The sequence below is a fragment of the Pseudomonas protegens genome (assembly GCF_013407925.2).
GTDB lineage: Bacteria > Pseudomonadota > Gammaproteobacteria > Pseudomonadales > Pseudomonadaceae > Aquipseudomonas > Aquipseudomonas fluorescens_AP.
Genome location: NZ_CP060201.1, coordinates 1,793,905 through 1,809,594 on the forward strand (window position 1 = coordinate 1,793,905; position 15,690 = coordinate 1,809,594).

The 15,690-nt window shown below is 60.5% G+C and carries 20 protein-coding genes; 3 read left to right on the forward strand and 17 right to left on the reverse strand.

What is annotated here, in order from left to right:
* The first annotated feature begins 156 nt into the window (after positions 1-156).
* Positions 157-1,065, forward strand: coding sequence for a DMT family transporter (locus GGI48_RS08450; protein WP_179597844.1), 909 nt, complete (start codon positions 157-159; stop codon positions 1,063-1,065).
* Here GGI48_RS08450 and GGI48_RS08455 read toward each other — a convergent pair.
* A complete protein-coding gene (locus tag GGI48_RS08455) occupies positions 1,049-1,759 on the reverse strand; it encodes a tRNA-uridine aminocarboxypropyltransferase (RefSeq protein ID WP_103741516.1) in 711 nt (236 codons plus the stop codon). The two genes, GGI48_RS08450 and GGI48_RS08455, sit on opposite strands and share 17 nt — an antisense overlap.
* A gap of 191 nt (positions 1,760-1,950) precedes the next feature.
* On the opposite strand from GGI48_RS08455, the gene GGI48_RS08460 reads away from it, so the two are divergent.
* Positions 1,951-2,376 (forward strand): quorum-sensing-regulated virulence factor family protein, encoded by a 426-nt coding sequence (locus GGI48_RS08460; protein WP_016966069.1) that lies wholly within the window; start codon positions 1,951-1,953, stop codon positions 2,374-2,376.
* Here the strand turns inward: GGI48_RS08460 and GGI48_RS08465 are convergent, their stop codons facing one another.
* A complete protein-coding gene (locus tag GGI48_RS08465; RefSeq protein WP_016966070.1) occupies positions 2,377-2,571 on the reverse strand; it encodes a hypothetical protein in 195 nt (64 codons plus the stop codon).
* A 441-nt stretch (positions 2,572-3,012) separates the two neighbouring features.
* Here GGI48_RS08465 and GGI48_RS08470 point away from each other — a divergent pair, with 441 nt between their 5' ends.
* Entirely contained in the window at positions 3,013-4,131 is a 1,119-nt protein-coding gene (locus GGI48_RS08470; RefSeq protein ID WP_016966071.1) for a TIGR00730 family Rossman fold protein, read from the forward strand.
* A 40-nt stretch (positions 4,132-4,171) separates the two neighbouring features.
* On the opposite strand, the gene recX is transcribed toward GGI48_RS08470, so the two are convergent.
* The 15 genes from recX to GGI48_RS08545 all read right to left on the reverse strand — a co-directional run bounded on the left by recX (position 4,172) and on the right by GGI48_RS08545 (position 15,689).
* Positions 4,172-4,639, reverse strand: a complete 468-nt coding sequence (gene recX / locus GGI48_RS08475) for a recombination regulator RecX (RefSeq protein ID WP_016966072.1) — start codon at positions 4,637-4,639, stop codon at positions 4,172-4,174.
* A gap of 8 nt (positions 4,640-4,647) precedes the next feature.
* Positions 4,648-5,700, reverse strand: coding sequence for a recombinase RecA (gene recA / locus GGI48_RS08480; RefSeq protein ID WP_011059579.1), 1,053 nt, complete (start codon positions 5,698-5,700; stop codon positions 4,648-4,650).
* Between the two features lie 83 nt (positions 5,701-5,783).
* Complete coding sequence (locus GGI48_RS08485; protein ID WP_016966073.1) at positions 5,784-6,284, reverse strand: CinA family protein; 501 nt, start codon at positions 6,282-6,284, stop codon at positions 5,784-5,786.
* A 209-nt stretch (positions 6,285-6,493) separates the two neighbouring features.
* Entirely contained in the window at positions 6,494-6,682 is a 189-nt protein-coding gene (locus tag GGI48_RS08490; RefSeq protein ID WP_085057493.1) for a Com family DNA-binding transcriptional regulator, read from the reverse strand.
* Positions 6,683-6,753: 71 nt separating this feature from the next.
* Complete coding sequence (locus GGI48_RS08495) at positions 6,754-7,260, reverse strand: hypothetical protein (protein ID WP_179597846.1); 507 nt, start codon at positions 7,258-7,260, stop codon at positions 6,754-6,756.
* A 156-nt stretch (positions 7,261-7,416) separates the two neighbouring features.
* On the reverse strand, positions 7,417-7,980 hold the full coding sequence (locus GGI48_RS08500; RefSeq protein ID WP_060837806.1) for a glycoside hydrolase family 19 protein: 564 nt from the start codon (positions 7,978-7,980) through the stop codon (positions 7,417-7,419).
* Positions 7,981-8,027: 47 nt separating this feature from the next.
* Positions 8,028-8,456, reverse strand: a complete 429-nt coding sequence (locus tag GGI48_RS08505) for a phage tail assembly chaperone (protein ID WP_103741519.1) — start codon at positions 8,454-8,456, stop codon at positions 8,028-8,030.
* Positions 8,457-8,468: 12 nt separating this feature from the next.
* Positions 8,469-9,737 (reverse strand): phage tail protein, encoded by a 1,269-nt coding sequence (locus GGI48_RS08510; RefSeq protein ID WP_260620638.1) that lies wholly within the window; start codon positions 9,735-9,737, stop codon positions 8,469-8,471.
* A gap of 98 nt (positions 9,738-9,835) precedes the next feature.
* Positions 9,836-10,198, reverse strand: coding sequence for a tail fiber assembly protein (locus tag GGI48_RS08515; protein ID WP_179597848.1), 363 nt, complete (start codon positions 10,196-10,198; stop codon positions 9,836-9,838).
* A complete protein-coding gene (locus GGI48_RS08520; RefSeq protein WP_260620639.1) occupies positions 10,195-12,000 on the reverse strand; it encodes a phage tail protein in 1,806 nt (601 codons plus the stop codon). The genes GGI48_RS08515 and GGI48_RS08520 overlap by 4 nt, the downstream gene beginning before the upstream one ends.
* A gap of 15 nt (positions 12,001-12,015) precedes the next feature.
* Positions 12,016-12,615 (reverse strand): YmfQ family protein, encoded by a 600-nt coding sequence (locus GGI48_RS08525; protein WP_016965876.1) that lies wholly within the window; start codon positions 12,613-12,615, stop codon positions 12,016-12,018.
* Positions 12,603-13,643: a baseplate J/gp47 family protein gene (locus GGI48_RS08530; RefSeq protein WP_179597850.1), complete on the reverse strand. Its 1,041-nt coding sequence runs from the start codon at positions 13,641-13,643 to the stop codon at positions 12,603-12,605. Before GGI48_RS08530 ends, GGI48_RS08525 begins: the two co-directional genes overlap by 13 nt.
* A complete protein-coding gene (locus GGI48_RS08535) occupies positions 13,633-14,031 on the reverse strand; it encodes a phage GP46 family protein (RefSeq protein ID WP_016965874.1) in 399 nt (132 codons plus the stop codon). Before GGI48_RS08535 ends, GGI48_RS08530 begins: the two co-directional genes overlap by 11 nt.
* A gap of 2 nt (positions 14,032-14,033) precedes the next feature.
* On the reverse strand, positions 14,034-14,540 hold the full coding sequence (locus GGI48_RS08540; protein ID WP_047302115.1) for a phage baseplate assembly protein V: 507 nt from the start codon (positions 14,538-14,540) through the stop codon (positions 14,034-14,036).
* 108 nt (positions 14,541-14,648) lie between these two features.
* Positions 14,649-15,689: a phage baseplate assembly protein gene (locus GGI48_RS08545; RefSeq protein ID WP_016965083.1), complete on the reverse strand. Its 1,041-nt coding sequence runs from the start codon at positions 15,687-15,689 to the stop codon at positions 14,649-14,651.
* Position 15,690: the final 1 nt, after the last annotated feature.

Genomic DNA, 15,690 nt, shown 5'->3' on the forward strand with positions numbered 1-15,690 from the left:
CACCCAAAGAGCACGAACACCGCGAAAAGCCTGAGCAAAACGGTGGTTCAAACAGCGCTGGCGCCCTAATCGGCGCCAAGCATGCCCAGCGCAGCCGGGGTGGTCAAGCGTGAAGCTTTGCGGCATCTTAGCCGGCTAACTAATAAGAGAGCCCTCATGCGAAGCCAAGCCTTGCGTGCCGATGTCCTGATGCTGATCACCGCCGTCATCTGGGGATCGGCGTTTGTCGCCCAAACCTCCGGCATGGATCATATTGGTCCCTTCCTTTATTCCGGACTGCGCTTCGCTCTGGGTTCACTCTGCCTGCTACCGCTGGTCCTGCGCAGGACGGCCACCGATCGCCCTGCCGAACCACTGCTCAATCGCGGCCTGTTGCTGGGCGGCATGCTCATGGGACTGGCCCTTGCCCTGGGGATCAACCTGCAGCAGGTCGGTCTGATGTTTACCAGCGTCACCAATGCGGGGTTCATCACTGGGCTCTACGTCATTGTAGTTCCGCTGCTGGGATTGCTGATTGGCCACAAGACCGGCCTGGGGACCTGGCTCGGCGCGGTGCTGGCCGTGGTGGGGATGTTCCTGTTGAGCGTCGGTGACGGCTTTCAGGTGGCCGCCGGCGACTGGCTGCAATTGATCGGTGCCTTTGTCTGGGGTGGGCACGTGATTCTGGTAGGTGTATTCGCCAGCCGCCACGACCCGATTCGCCTGGCATTCCTGCAATTTGCCACCTGTTCAGTGGTGAGCCTGATCCTGGCGCTGTGCCTGGAGCCGATTCACTGGAGCGCGATTGTCGCTGCCGGTCCAGCCATTCTTTATGGCGGTGTGATTGCGGTCGGCGTCGGTTACACCCTGCAGGTGATCGCCCAAAAGGATGCGATTGCCTCCCACGCCGCGATCATCCTCTCCCTCGAAGCCGTGTTCGCCGCCATCGCCGGGGCCTGGCTGCTGGATGAGTCGCTGCAGATGCGTGGCTATTTCGGCTGCGCCCTGATGCTCGGCGGCATGCTGGTCGCCCAGCTATGGCCGCAAAAAAACCAGACCAGCACCGCCACTACACAAAGGGCTTGAGCCGGGAGTGCACTTCATCCAGGGGATCGATGGCCTTCTGGAACTTCGCCGACAGGTAATGGGTGCTGAACACATCAAGGTAGGCATCCAGCACCTGACTAACCTGTTCATCCCCCGCCAGCTCCAGGCACAACGCGGCAACCTCGGCGGTACAGAAGTGGTCGTCGCGCTTGGAGCGGCGCAGTTTGTAGCGCGAGAGCTTCTCCGACGACAGGCTCAAAACCGGCAGGTGCTCAAGATACGGGCTCTTGCGAAACATCTTGCGCGCTTCGCTCCAGGTGGCATCCAACAGAATGAACAGCGGGCGCTTGCCTTCTTGCCGCCGGACCTCACTGACCACCCGCTCGGGGGCCACGAACTCGCCGGGGAATACGATATACGGCTGCCACTGCGGATCCGCCAGCAAGGCCAGCAACTGTGGATCGACCTCGGTACGGGACCAGTGAAACGCCCAGGTGTCGGCAATCACATCGGCGATCAACCACCCGGTATTGCTCGGCTTGAGCGGTTCCACATCGTGCATCACCAAGCACATGGCCGATTGGGCGCTGACCGTTGGCCGCCAGGCGCATAGGCAATGACTGGGAATCACGCGGCAGCGCGGGCAGCGCTCGGCTCGTGAGCCTCGGGCGAAAAAGGGTTTGACCGCACGGGCCATACGTAGATCACGTAGGCGAGATACCGCATGGCTCATTGCGGGCCACACCGGAAGAGGGCAGGAATCAACACGTGAAAAACTCAAAGCGGAAAAAAGTCGGACAAGTTTATCAGAGCTATCTGTTCAAACCTGTACCGCCTTCCTGGCTCTCCCCCTATAATTCGTCGCCACTGAACGCACAGTCGAGTGACTGGTCGAAGCTTCAGTCATTGCACCAGGAGAGTTTCATGTTGCGCTTTACCATTCCTACCGTCGCCCTTCTGCTGGCCTTGCCTCTGGGAGTCCAGGCTGCGTCTTTGCAAGAGTTCGAACTGAGCAAAATGCTGGAGAAGGTCGCTGCGGAAAGCAACGTCGGCACTCCCCGGGAAATCAACGAAAACATCCTCGATCAGGGTTATACCGTTGAAGGCAAAGAGCTGATCAACCACCTCAGCGTCCAGGCCGGCCACGCCGCCCAGATGCGCGCCAATCCCAAGGCGGTCTACCTGCAACTGGGTGCCAGCGTCTGCCGCAACCCCAACTACCGCAAGCTGATGGCCAAAGGCGCAATCATGCGCTACGAATTTACCGAGAACCGCACCAATCGCCCGGTGGCCTCGGCACGCTTCCAGGAATCGGACTGCCCCTCCCAGAACACTCCCAAGAAGAAGTAATCAGGAGCGGGCCGCGCGTCGCTGCAAATCATCGGCGCGCAACTCCGCCACCAGGGCCTGCAGGTATCGCGAGTGCGGCTCCTCACCTGCCAGGCGCCGCCGGCACTCTTCCTCAAGGCTCACATCATGGGCCGCCGCCGCAGCTTGCAACCGCTGGTACAACCGCGGATCGATTTCCAGCACAACAGTGGTCACCCCTTGCCTCCTTGCCCTTGGCTGGCACGAATGAACGCCCGCGGCCCCTTCCTGGCCCCAGCGCTGTAACTTAGTAAATCAGGGACACAGCCCCCTGCCGCCGCGCCCGACCAATGGTGCACAAGCCGGTCAGTCCATCAAGAAGCGATTGCCAGCCAAGACTTTATGGGCACATGATCAAGTCATGTCCGAAGGTTTCCATCAATGCTTTGAGGACGGTTCAGGAGGCCGTCCCGGTGCGTCTTGCAGTGCCATTGTTTTCTCAATAAAGGAAAGCAGAACCTCTGTGGATATTTCGATTGCCTCCCAGCGACGGTCAGCAGCCATCGGGTCAGGAGCGTTGCTCGCACGCTGGGCTGAGCAGGCAGCGACACAGGCAGTGTCGTGGCACATTCGAATACCTCGAGCGTGCGCAAGGTTCTGTGCAGAAGGAGAAGCTGAATGCCTTACCAATCGAATGACCTGTTAACCCGTCATTTTCAAAGCAAGGGCGCCGACCTCACGAGCCAGGTCGAAGCGCAACTCAACCAGATTGCCCCCAACAGCCCGAACATCCCTCTTTATCGCGACATGGTTCTCACTGTCCTGCGCATGGCCGAGGACGACCTCAATCGCTGGAATGCCAAGATCACCCTGCAAGCCCTGCGTGAACTGGAACATGCCTTCAGAGTCCTGGAACAGTTCAAGGGCCGGCGCAAGGTGACAGTGTTCGGCTCGGCGCGAACCCCCAGCGAACATCCGCTGTACGCCATGGCCAAGGAACTGGGCGCTGCCCTGGCCCGCTCGGACCTGATGGTCATCACCGGCGCCGGAGGCGGCATCATGGCCGCCGCCCATGATGGCGCGGGCCTGGAGCACAGCCTGGGATTCAACATCACCCTGCCCTTCGAACAACATGCCAACCCGACTGTCGGCGGTACGGAGAACCTGCTGTCATTCCACTTCTTCTTCACTCGCAAGCTGTTCTTCGTCAAGGAGGCCGATGCCCTGGTGCTCTGCCCCGGCGGATTCGGCACCCTGGATGAAGCACTGGAAGTCCTGACCCTGATCCAGACCGGCAAAAGCCCCTTGGTGCCGGTGGTGCTCTTGGACGTACCTGGCGGGCAATTCTGGCAAGGCGCCCTGGACTTCATCCGCAACCAGCTGGAAGCCAATCGCTACATCCTGCCCAGCGACCTGAAGCTAGTACGCCTGGTGCACAGCACCGAAGACGCCGTTAAGGAAATCCAGCAGTTCTACGCCAACTTCCACTCCAGCCGCTGGCTGAAGCAGGAATTCGTCATTCGCATGCACCACAACCTCAATGAACAGGCACTGGCCCAGATGCAGACGGAATTCTCCGACCTGTGCCTCAGTGGCGGGTTTCAGCAACATGCCTACCGTGGAGAGGAGCACGACGAAGCGCAGTTCAGCCATTTGACACGGCTGTCGTTCACTTTCAACGCTCGTGATAACGGCCGCCTGCGGGAACTGATCGACTTCATCAACCTGCCGCAGCACTGGGCCAGACAGCCGCCCAAGGCCCACCAAAACGCAAGAGAAACCAGCAACGCCGACTGATCAACAGCAGCGCCCGCGGCATCACGCAGCGGGTGCAGCCTCAGTCATCCTGCCCGCGGCCGCTCAACAGGCGGCCGATCATGTCCATGGAGTAGCCGCGATAACTCAGAAAGCGCCCTTGCTTGGCCCGTTCCCGAGCATCCGCAGGAAACTGCCCGGCAAACTTGCGCTGCCAGACGTCGCGCAATTGCGCTTGCCAATCGATGCCGCACTCACGCAATGCAAGATCGATATCACCTCGCTGCAAGCCGCGCTGACTGAGCTCTTCGCGAATACGCATCGGCCCGTAACCCGAGCGGGCACGGTAGGAAACAAAGCTTTCGAGATAACGGGATTCGGACAGCAGCCCCTCTTCCGTCAGACGGTCAAGGGCAGCTTCGATCATTTCAGGAGGGGCGCCGCGCTGACGCAGTTTACGCGTCAGCTCGACTCGACCGTGCTCGCGTCGCGCGAGCAGGTCCATTGCGGTTCGCCGCACCGCGACGAGGGTATCGAGTACGGCGGTCATTGGATCAATCAGATATCAGCGTCGGCCATATCGTCTTCGGTCTCTTTGACCGGATTGGCTTTGACGTCTGGCGAGGCCGTCAGCAGCTTCTCGCGAATCTGCTTCTCAAGCGCGTTGCCGATTTCCGGGTTGTCCTGCAGGAACTTGGCCGAGTTGGCCTTGCCCTGACCGATCTTGTTGCCCTGGTAGCTGTACCAGGCACCGGACTTCTCCAGGAAACCGTGCAGCACGCCCAGATCGATGATCTCGCCGTTGAGGTAGATGCCCTTGCCGTAAAGAATCTGGAACTCGGCCTGACGGAAGGGCGGAGCCACCTTGTTCTTGACGATCTTGACTCGGGTTTCGCTGCCCACCACTTCGTCGCCTTCCTTCACCGCGCCGGTACGGCGGATGTCCAGACGGACCGAAGCGTAGAACTTCAGCGCGTTACCACCGGTGGTGGTTTCCGGGCTGCCGAACATCACACCGATCTTCATGCGGATCTGGTTGATGAAGATCACCAGGCAGTTGGCGTTCTTGATGTTACCGGTGATTTTACGCAGTGCCTGGGACATCAGGCGGGCTTGCAGGCCCACGTGCATGTCGCCCATTTCGCCTTCGATTTCAGCCTTGGGCACCAGGGCGGCCACGGAGTCGACGATGATCACGTCAACCGCGTTGGAACGCACCAGCATGTCGGTGATTTCCAGGGCCTGCTCACCGGTATCCGGCTGGGAAACCAGCAGGTCATCAACGTTCACACCCAGCTTGCCGGCGTATTCCGGATCCAGCGCGTGCTCGGCATCGACGAAGGCACAAGTGGCACCGGCTTTCTGCGCCTGGGCGATGACCGACAGGGTCAGGGTGGTCTTACCGGACGACTCAGGACCGTAGATTTCAACGATACGGCCTTTTGGCAGACCGCCAATGCCCAGAGCGATGTCCAGACCCAGAGAGCCGGTAGAAATGGCCGGGATCGCCTGACGGTCATGATCGCCCATACGCATTACGGCACCCTTGCCGAATTGACGTTCGATCTGACCCAGGGCCGCAGCCAAGGCTTTCTTCTTGTTGTCGTCCATTAAAGTCCTCACGTAATCAATAAGGCCTGACGGCCAACACCTGTATAAGTAGCCAGTATTATTCCACAGCGCTCAAGGATCGCCTACCCCTGATTTGCGATTTCTGCTGCGGCGTGTTGCAGCAGCCCCTCTAGCGCGGCCTTCACCGTTTGTCGGCGGACCTCATCGCGATTCCCGGGGAAGTGCCGGCACTCGCAGGTCAGCGTCTCTCCCGCACCCCAGGCCAGCCACACGGTCCCCACAGGCTTCTGTGCAGAACCGCCATCCGGCCCGGCGATACCACTGACCGCCACGGCGAAACGCGCATGGCTCTTGGCCTGCGCCCCGCGAACCATCGCCTCGACTACTTCACGACTGACCGCACCAACCGAGTCAAACAACCCGGCCGGTACATTCAATTGCAGGGTCTTCTGGCGGTTGGAATAGGTCACATAACCGGCCTCGAACCAGGCAGAACTGCCCGGAATCCGCGTGATCGCCTCGGCAATCCCGCCGCCGGTGCAGGACTCCGCGGTGGTGACATGGGCATTCAGAACCTGCAGACGCCGGCCGAGTTCAGCGGCAAGCTGGGTAATTTCTTTCACAGTCCTCTCCTGATGGGGCTGGCGTGTGCTTACCGTACACCAGGAAAGAAGGCTTGCAAGTGACAAGCCGTCAGGAAAACCAACGGCTCTGGAACAAGGCTTCAGAGGTTCTGGCCGCGAACAGTCCATCAATGCACCAGGAACAGCGCCAGCCACCAAGCTGACGCTGCTAATGACGTGCTTGCCCATGGTTACTGCGTTCATATTGTTCACCTTTGAATGGAATGGTCGGTCACTGAAAGTGCCGTTTTCATGTCGCTCAAAGGCGATGGCCCAAGGCTCGAGGCCTTCACATGATTCAAGGTTCCACAGCGGGAACATTTGATCTGGAGCTCGGTAAACTCGCCCACACGGGCGAGAAGTCGTTTGCACTGCCCGCATCTGCATTCTTTTAACATCGACAAGTCCATTTGAATTCAACCGCCCGCAACCCCGGCAACGATCCACTTTCACGTGAGCCTCAAGGCCCTCAGCGGATTGCCGGAGCACCTTGCAACAACGCCTGAGACTCCCGCACCCACTGCTGCAACGCCCTCAATTGCTCGGCGTTGGCGTGGCATTGGCTGTAGTTGTCGACGACGCTGGCGGCGACGGTAGAGAGTGCAAGGCCCGAGGCGGCGTCATCAGCGACGCTGGGGCCTGCGGCCACGGGCAGGTTGGCGGCGCCGGCGTCGTGCACCCGGACAAAACCAGCAGGTACAACGCAGGCGTTATCAGCCGCTTTCGAAACATGGATCGGAACCTCATTGGTGATAGTGGCGCCCGCCTGATAGACCTTGACGACACGATCGACATACTCGACCACCACCTTCTCCTTGACCCGGCCCAACGCCTGACCCTGCTCGAAGGATTGCTGCAGTCGTGCCTCGTCCAGGCGCTGCTGCTTACTGCGTTCGCTACCGGCACCGCTGACGAAGCCAAGTGCATAGAGCAACCCAGCCACGACCGCGATGGCCAGCCAACTGCGGATATTCATCACGCCCTCCCTTGACCGATATGAAATGCATCAAGCGACCTGCAAAAATCCCTGTAGCCGCTGCCGCAGGCTGCGAAAAGGTCCGCAGGACCTTCCCTCCAGGTCCAATCGCAGCCGACGGCAGCGGCTAAAAAAGCTGCCCGCCTCCGCATGAACTCAGACCACGGGCAGGCACAAAACCGCCCGCGCCCTGGCCCAGAGTTGCAGACGATCCTGCAAGCCGTTCAAACCGCCGTTGATGCGGCGGGTAATGCTGTTGAACTCATCGCGATCGGCCAGGGCATTGAGCCCGCCGCGCTCCCAGAACCAGGCCGCCGACTCGGCGGCCCATTGCGGCTGCTCCAGCAGTTCCGGCAACTCCAGCAGACGCTCATCGCCAAACAGCCCGAGGCTGCACTGGCGATAGTTGCTGCGCCCGGTGATCTGGATCAGCCCACGCCCGCGATACCGCTGGCCATCGCCGTCGGCTTCTGGGGTGTTGCCCAGGCGTGCGGCGAGCGTGCCGGTGTCGTACTTGCTCAGGTATTGATCACTGCCCAGCTCGCGCACGTATTGCAGTTGCCCGGATTCGTGACCGATCTGAGCCAGAAAAGCCGCCTGACGCTTCGGCGTATCGATCTGCCGATGGGCCATGGCGGTGTTGAGTGGAGAAACAAAAACGCCCGCTTGGCGGCGGGCGTTAGGCATGATTTGTTGCAGTTGTTGTTCGGTGATTGGCATACACAATCTTCAATCAGAAAAGAAAACGCCCCATTGAAACGGGGCGTCTATTGGGTCTGTTCAGTGATCCACGGTGGTGCAACTGGGCGATATTGGCTATCGGGAAAGTTGGGAGACTGCGGCCAATCGCGCAGCAATTGGATATAGCTAATCAACTCCTTAAATTCCTCATTGTTGAGAGTTGCCACCACACCGGCTTCGGCTTGATCACGATGCCGTTCTCGAAGCCACATGACAGCCGATAGCTGAGCATTACGCCAACTCCGCTCCTGTGAAGGGAGATCAACGCTTGGTTCGGGTGCATCTACCAAATAAGGCAACCCGCTATCGTTGTGAACTCGAATTTTTCCAGGCTCTGGATTACCGATCACGGAGAGATACAACTCTTCTGATATTTCAACTACATCTGCTGGGAGCACCGAGTGCACCCCAACCAGATAGGTTGTCCCGGTACTAGGACTGTATAAACGTTTCACTTACACCTCCTGTCAGAAGCCGATGGCAATATAGTTTGCAGACTGATTCGCCGATATCCCGTTAAAAACCTTACAAACTGCTGTAAATGAGGATTGGGTTTTTGCGGTAACGGTCAACCCATACTCATTCATCGCGATGCCGGAGGCGACACTAGGGACAACGACAAAACATGCATTGGGGAATGCAAGTGGATAAGTAGTTGTTTGCCCACCTGCACTCAAGGGAAGAGTATTGCCCCATTGGACAATTACACCTCCTAGCCAAGAGGGAAAAGCCACATAGCCATTTGCAGCGAGGCTAATAGAGAATCCAAGACGCAATTGTCTCGGTGTCACAATTTTCGAGGTACTGCTTCCAGCGTTCACGTCCGTTTGACTGGCTATCAATGCTGTACCTCGATTGGTTTCAGTGGCTTGGGCAGCCAAAGGAACCAGTGCAGCAACGTCGATACTTCCCTGATTGGTCGGCGCGTTCCAGGCCTTGATGCACCACATAACCGCCAGGTTGCGAGGGCGGGTCTCATCAGCTGTACGAGCTACTCGAGAAGCATCAAATGTAAAACGGGGCCGTGTTGATGCGTAGGCAACGCTTTCACCCTGCCCCCCGCCGTCCTCTAAAGTAAACGCCCCTGTTGCTGAGTTTAAAGGCCCAAACGCCGTATACACCGTCATGGTACCGGTGATGTTCTGCAACGCATCCATCTGGCCACTGCCAAGCGTTCGCCCCGTATCCACCCCCCGCCCATGATCCCAACCCCGCAAAAACTCCCCTCGCGACTCCGGCAACCGGAAGTTCCCCGCGCCCTCGCCCCCGGTGTTGAAGGTCGTGCCCAAATAGGCCGCCAGATCCGGATAAGTCGCAGCGCTCTGCACACTGCCGTCCACCTCCAGGAATCCCGTCGGTACCGTGCCCTTGGGAAACGGCACCATGGCCCCCACCGGCAGGGCCGACATGTTCTTCAGCAACGCCTCGATCTCGGCCTTGGTGTAGGTCACCGACTTGGTATACGCATCGGTGATCCCATACTCGGCCAAGGTCGTGCGGATCTTCTCCGGCGGAATCGAATCACGGACGATCGCCTTGATCGCCGCCAGCAGCTGATCATGCTCGGCCTCGGCCGGCTCCTTCCCACCCGCACGAATCACGTTGAGCAATTCATCGGTCACCGCATTTCCCCAGTCGGAAGAAATCAGTGAGCCGACTTGCCCCGTGACCGGGTTCTCGTCAACAAACTTCCCATTAACCAACCCAACACTTGGCACACTCTTTGGATAATCCACTCGTCTGTCCTCTCGTTGTCATTCATCCACACCGACACAGCTCGGCGTGGACATAGTTAGAAAACCGGAAAAGAAAACGCCCCGGCGAGGCGGGGCGTTTATTGAGTTACAAGTTCATCTGGCGATAGCGGCCAATCAATATCCGTTGGAAAACCTGGTTGCAGCTGTATCCGATTCAAGGCAATCCGATAGAGCTTCCAGTGCTTCAACAACTCGACCTCATCAGCGTGGGCGCTGTCGATATCCACTGCGTCCTGCAGTGGCCCCATTCGATTTGCGGCGATACTCAGAAGCACATCGCGCTGCACTTTTGCCTGTTCACCCAGTTGCTCTTCGGTCAGCGTAAAAGGAGCTGGCGCAGGTGGCAGACCGATGCAATACCACTCATCCACGCCAACATCGTCCACGCTTCCCACGGCCCTCCAGCCGAAACCATCGTTCTGTACTGCATAACCGCTCATAGACTGTCCTCCCAGCCCTGGCAGGCCAATACGTTGGAGTTGGTACCGGCACCACCGCACCAATAAATGTTGAAACCTTCAAGCAGGAAGTCGAACTGAAACGACCCACTCAAAGTGTTGGCCGTAATGCTCATAGGCATCGGATTGGCGTAGCTAGCCACAGCACCTGAAGGAGTAAGGTTACTGGGGGCCACCGAAATGTTCGCGCTATTGGACGTCCCGATAGAGGTAGCAAATCCAGCAATGGAAGACGCAGTAGGAGGAATGAACGCGTCAGTTCCAACAGCTGTCCAGGTAGTAGGGACGCCCACTGTTCGCTCGGACATCCGTGGATACGCCGTCAAATTCGAACTCGCCGCCAGTCGGTACTGAACCCGACTGCCACATTGCGCAAACGACAATGGAAACTTCGTCGTTGCATCGGTGACGAATGCACTCACCCGTGCGGCAACGTAGCCCACAGGCAACACCGGTTCATAGGCAAAACGCAGAATGGTGTTGGCGGACGTATTGGTTGCAGGAACGCTTGCGGTGATCTGACTCGACGAATCGATAGCCTTGATAAACGCACCAGGAGGGAACCCCACACCTCCAAACGCCATTCCGGGTCGCATCGCAGCAGTACTGGCAATACCGGTAATCACGGCAGAACCTGCGGTAGTCGTGCATTGAATAGCAGGCATCAACGCAGCAATACCGGCGACTTGAGTGCCATTGGATACAACCCAGGCGCTGTACCAGCTGGAAGCTGCAACCACCCCGCTATCAAGGCCGTTCAGACCTGTGGTTTGCAGGTTGATGCTCAGGTCCACTGCACTCAATGCCTGCGCTGCACTACCTTTGCCGACAATCAGGCTACGCGCTTTCACCGAGACCAATGCATTGGTTCCTGACGCAGAAACATAGAGTCCCTGATAGCTGCTACCCGATAGAGCTTTGAGCTTCTGAACTTCGGCAGCTAGAGCAGCGACATCGATGTTTCCCTGATTGATTGGTGCGTTCCAGGCTTTGATGCACCACATGACTGCCAGGTTGCGTGGCCGAGTCTCTGAAGCTGTTCGCGGCGTACCATCGACGCCGTTATTGATTGCGTCTCGTACTCCGTTTGTTGTTGGATTCCCCGTCCCGAAGTGGGCGAGGTAGTCACCAATAGTTCCGCCAGTCGAATACGGTTTAGCTGTATCGGCAGCACTAGCGTGGTAGTGCCCCTGAAACGCATCCGCCTGCCAGCTGCCAGGAGAGCGCCCAGCATCCACCCCCCGCCCATGATCCCAACCCCGCAGAAACTCCCCCCGCGACTCCGGCAACCGGAAGTTCCCCGCGCCCTCGCCCCCGGTGTTGAAGGTCGTGCCCAAATAAGCCGCCAGATCCGGATAGGTCGCAGCGCTCTGCACACTGCCATCCACCTCCAGAAACCCCGGCGGCACCGTCCCCTTGGGAAACGGCACCATGGCCCCCACCGGCAAGGCCGACATGTTCTTCAACAGTGCCTCGATCTCCGCCTTGGTGTAGGTCACCGACTTGGTGTAGGCGTCGGTGATGCCGTACTCGGCCAAGGTGGTGCGAATCTTCTCTGGCGGTATCGAATCACGGACGATCGCCTTGATCGCCGCCAGCAACTGGTCATGCTCGGCCTCGGCCGGCACCTTGCCACCCGCACGAATCACGTTGAGCAATTCGTCGGTAACCGCGTTTCCCCATTGCGAGGAAATCAGTGAGCCGACTTGCCCCGTGACCGGGTTCTCGTCGACAAACTTGCCGTTCACCAGCCCTACGCTGGGAACACTTTTCGGATAATCCACTGGTTCTTGTCTTCTCTAGTCATAGTTGATGTACACCTGGGTATGCGCCGGTGTACTGCGATGGATCAGGCATTCCAGGGCGCTGCCCGGGTTCATGCCAAAACGTTCGCCCCAATAGCTCGCGCCGAAGCGCCGGCCCAGTTGCAGGCGGCCGCCGGTATTGAGGGTCCACATGAAATTCGCCCGCCAGGTGCCGAAATGCGCGTGGCCAAAACGTGAGCGGCCCATGCGTGGGGTACTCAGCTCAGTGACGCTGGCATTGGGGTAGCCCTGGCTGCGGGCGATTTCGACGAAGTAGGCGGCGCGCTGGCTGCCCACCGCCAACAGGCGGCGGCGCACGGCCAGGCGCCGGTCTTCGAACAGCGGGGTCAGGCCCAGGCAGGGATCGGGCAGGTTCATGACCTTTTCCCAATCGGTCACCAGTTCGCTGACGCTGGCCGGGTCCATTTCGTTTTGCAGGTCCACGGCCCGGGCGTCGATGCGCGCCAGCTCCTGGGAGATGCCCTGCAACACTCGCTCAAGCTCCGGCACCCGCTCCGGGTCCCAGGCCGGGCCGCTGGGCAGCAGGCTGCGCAACTGATCCTGGTACTGAGCAGCGCTTCTTATTGCTGCCATTGGCAACCTCCAAATACCAGCAACTGATTATTCGCCGCCGGCACATCGGCCAAGGGCGCCAACAGTTGGTGATCCTGCTCGCCGGTGGCGCTGCTGATGGCTTCGCGGATATGGCTGAGCAACAGAGTCTGGCCTAGGCCCGCCTCGCGGTTGTGCAGGTCGCGCAGCTGGCTCTCGACGGCGGCGCGCACCGCGCTGGTGTCGGGAGTCAGGCGCAAGGTGTAGGTCACCGGCAGCATCACCGGGGCCAGCACCTGCACCTCGGCGGTGACCGGGCGCAGCGGCTCGATATAGGCCTGGACCTGCGCCAGTTGCTCGGCGTTGGGGATCGGCAGCGGGTCGTCGTCACGCATGACGAACAGGCCCACCGTGCCTGGCCCCAGGTAGTTGCGTCGGCACCAGGCGCGGGTGATGCCTGGGCATTCCAGGGCCCAGGTTTCGTAGTCGTCCGCCGAGCCGCCGTGGGGAATGATCCGATAGGAGCGGATCACCCGGGAACGCAGGGATTCGAGGCTTTCCCGGGCCACGCCACCGCTCAGGCCCGGGGCCAGGACGGTGAACGCGTTGCCGATGCCTTGCACCGGCTGCACCGCGGTCAACTCCAGGCCCGCATCGGCATTGCCCAGGGTCCCGCCATCGACCGCCTGGATCGTGGTGCTGTTGAGCCCGGCGCTGGTGGTGCGCGCGGCAGTCACTTTGTAGCTGCGACCGTCGCTGCTCTGCAGCAGGGTATCGACATCCAGCACGGCGCCGGCCGCGGCCATGAAGCTGACGCTGCCACGGGCCGCCTGGGCGGCCTTGCGCGGCTGGTTCAGGCGCAGCGCGGCGATGCGCTCCAGGGTCGACTCATCGGCCTTGTCCGGAAGGATCTGCTCGGCGATCCAATCCAGGTAGCCGTACAGGCCAAAGGCGGCACCGCTCAGGGTGCGGGCCAGCACTTGGGCATCGGACTGGCGCAGCGAATCGCTGGCCAGGTCGCTTTGGGTGCGCTGAATCAGCACCGGCAGCGAAGGGGTTTCAAACGGCATAGGTCACCTGCCAACTGTGAATGGGGTTGAGGTCCAGGCGTTCGCCGTCGGCCAGGATCAGCACCGTGCGCAGGTTCAGGCGCTGGGCGTCGAGGCGCTCGGTGATGATCTCCACGGCGTTGCAGTGGCCATCGTCGATCAACCATTGCAGGGCCTCGCGGGCATAGAATTCGGCGTCGAGCTGGGTCTGCCGGGTCAGCTTGACCCGGCGCAGCAGCCACAGGCGCGAGCCGATGCGGTCGTCGGCCACGCTGGGAAAACTGTCGCCCCACCAGCCGTAGCGCTGATCGTCGTCCAGGGCGTCGTCATCGGCGGCGCGACGCCAGGTGAACAGGCTGATTTCCACGGCCCGGGTCAGGGCGTTCTTCAGGTCATAGGTGGCGAACATGCTTAACCTCCCACGGGTACGCCGGTCTGGCCCGGACCGGGTTGCACGCCGCTGTGGACGTGGTTGATCTGGCTGATGCCGGCGGCGACCTGATCGCCCTGGGAGACGATCTTGCCGCTCATGCTCAGGGTCGGACTGTCGATGTTGACGCCGCTGCTGGCGCGGATATTCAGGGTCGCTGTGTCGATGTCGATGACCCGCCCGCGCTTGAAGTGGATCTTGTCGCCCTCGTCGGTGTAGATCGCCACTTCACCAGCGGCCAGGGCCTTGAGGCGATAGCGCCGGTCGGCCACCACCAGCACCACCGCGTGGGAACGGTCGCCCCCCAGAAAGGTGGCGATGCCCTCGGCGCCGGCCAGGGGATTGCTGGTGAAACCGTAAGGCTCGAAATGCTCCATGTCGTCGTTGACCTCGCCGGCGGTAAGGCGCATTTGCAGCGATTGCAGTTTGTTGGCCGAGTTGGCGAGCACCACGGTGCCCCGCGCCAACAGGCGTGTCAGTAAGCTCATGCTGAGTTCCTTGGAGGGTAGGAGCCGGCTTGCCGGCGAACAGGAATTGCGCGGCTTCGTGCCGGATGCCTTCGCCGGCCAGCCGGCGCCTGCGGATGGGCGCGGGTTTCAGGTGTTGCCGGGTGTCGGGTTGGCATCGAAGGTCTGCGGCGGCGCCACCTGCAAGGTAGTGATCGAGCCCTGCTCGGACAGCGACCAGGTGACCTTGGAGATCAGCATGTCCTGGTCGAAACCCAGCACCGGATCGATCACCCGCACCAGGGTGTTGTGCTTCCACAGGTCGCCATTGCTCTGGCGCCAGCCCTGCACCTGATAGGTGGTGGTCAGGGCCTTGCCGGTGCGGGTGCCGCACTCCCAGTCAGCGCGCTGCTGAGCCAGTTCGGCGCTCAGTTGCGCGGCTTCGTTGATCAGCGTGACCCGCTTGCGGGAAACCCGGGCATCGCTGGCCCGGCCAGACACCTCGCTGACCGCCGCCCCGCTGCTCTGGTCGCTGCCCTTGTGCTGGCCGATCACCCGGTACTCGGAAAACACCGCGGAAAAATCCATCGCTGCATTGGCCGAGAGAATGTTCTTGCCCAGCTCCAGGGCATCACTGGCGCGCCCGCCGCTGCCCGGTGCCGCCAGCAGCAGGTAACCGTCGGCATCATCGGTGGAGAACACCCGGTACAGGGTCAGCAAACGGTCGATGGAGGCGAACACCGTCTCCCCCGGCACGATGCTGTGGGTGTGCAACTTGCCGGTCGGGGCGATCTCGCTGCGCACCCCGACCCCGTAGGATGCAGCCAGGGCGCGAACGATGCTCAGCACGTCCTGCTGGCGCCACTGGCTCGGCCGGTTGATGGCCGCGCAATCCACCAGATCCTGGGTCAGCGAACCGCCCTGGATGCTCAGGCTGATCTGCTTGCCGTCGTAACTGATCGGCGCCTTGTAGACATGCCCGGTGAGCACCAGATCGCAACCGATGCGCACCTGACAGCGAGCGCCCGGACGGATCCGCACCTGCGAGTCCTGCCCCGGCCATTGCCAGGTGATGTTGAGGCTGAAGGTGCGAAACTGCCGCTCCAGATCCGCACTGATCTCCACGCTTTTCCAGCCGCTGTAATCCAGTCCGTCCACCGTCAGGGTGACGATATTTGCCAGTTCGTCCATG

What these genes read in the sequence shown, in the direction of transcription:
- GGI48_RS08525 (WP_016965876.1), bottom strand. Translation starts at nt 12,615, where the DNA reads ATGGCAGCAATAAGAAGCGCTGCTCAGTACCAGGATCAGTTGCGCAGC.
- GGI48_RS08470 (WP_016966071.1), top strand. Translation starts at nt 3,013, where the DNA reads ATGCCTTACCAATCGAATGACCTGTTAACCCGTCATTTTCAAAGCAAG.
- GGI48_RS08545 (WP_016965083.1), bottom strand. Translation starts at nt 15,689, where the DNA reads ATGGACGAACTGGCAAATATCGTCACCCTGACGGTGGACGGACTGGAT.
- recA (WP_011059579.1), bottom strand. Translation starts at nt 5,700, where the DNA reads ATGGACGACAACAAGAAGAAAGCCTTGGCTGCGGCCCTGGGTCAGATC.
- GGI48_RS08515 (WP_179597848.1), bottom strand. Translation starts at nt 10,198, where the DNA reads ATGAGCGGTTATGCAGTACAGAACGATGGTTTCGGCTGGAGGGCCGTG.
- GGI48_RS08535 (WP_016965874.1), bottom strand. Translation starts at nt 14,031, where the DNA reads ATGTTCGCCACCTATGACCTGAAGAACGCCCTGACCCGGGCCGTGGAA.
- GGI48_RS08455 (WP_103741516.1), bottom strand. Translation starts at nt 1,759, where the DNA reads ATGAGCCATGCGGTATCTCGCCTACGTGATCTACGTATGGCCCGTGCG.
- GGI48_RS08500 (WP_060837806.1), bottom strand. Translation starts at nt 7,980, where the DNA reads ATGCCAATCACCGAACAACAACTGCAACAAATCATGCCTAACGCCCGC.
- GGI48_RS08450 (WP_179597844.1), top strand. Translation starts at nt 157, where the DNA reads ATGCGAAGCCAAGCCTTGCGTGCCGATGTCCTGATGCTGATCACCGCC.
- GGI48_RS08540 (WP_047302115.1), bottom strand. Translation starts at nt 14,540, where the DNA reads ATGAGCTTACTGACACGCCTGTTGGCGCGGGGCACCGTGGTGCTCGCC.
- GGI48_RS08495 (WP_179597846.1), bottom strand. Translation starts at nt 7,260, where the DNA reads ATGAATATCCGCAGTTGGCTGGCCATCGCGGTCGTGGCTGGGTTGCTC.
- GGI48_RS08460 (WP_016966069.1), top strand. Translation starts at nt 1,951, where the DNA reads ATGTTGCGCTTTACCATTCCTACCGTCGCCCTTCTGCTGGCCTTGCCT.
- GGI48_RS08490 (WP_085057493.1), bottom strand. Translation starts at nt 6,682, where the DNA reads ATGTTAAAAGAATGCAGATGCGGGCAGTGCAAACGACTTCTCGCCCGT.
- GGI48_RS08530 (WP_179597850.1), bottom strand. Translation starts at nt 13,643, where the DNA reads ATGCCGTTTGAAACCCCTTCGCTGCCGGTGCTGATTCAGCGCACCCAA.
- recX (WP_016966072.1), bottom strand. Translation starts at nt 4,639, where the DNA reads ATGACCGCCGTACTCGATACCCTCGTCGCGGTGCGGCGAACCGCAATG.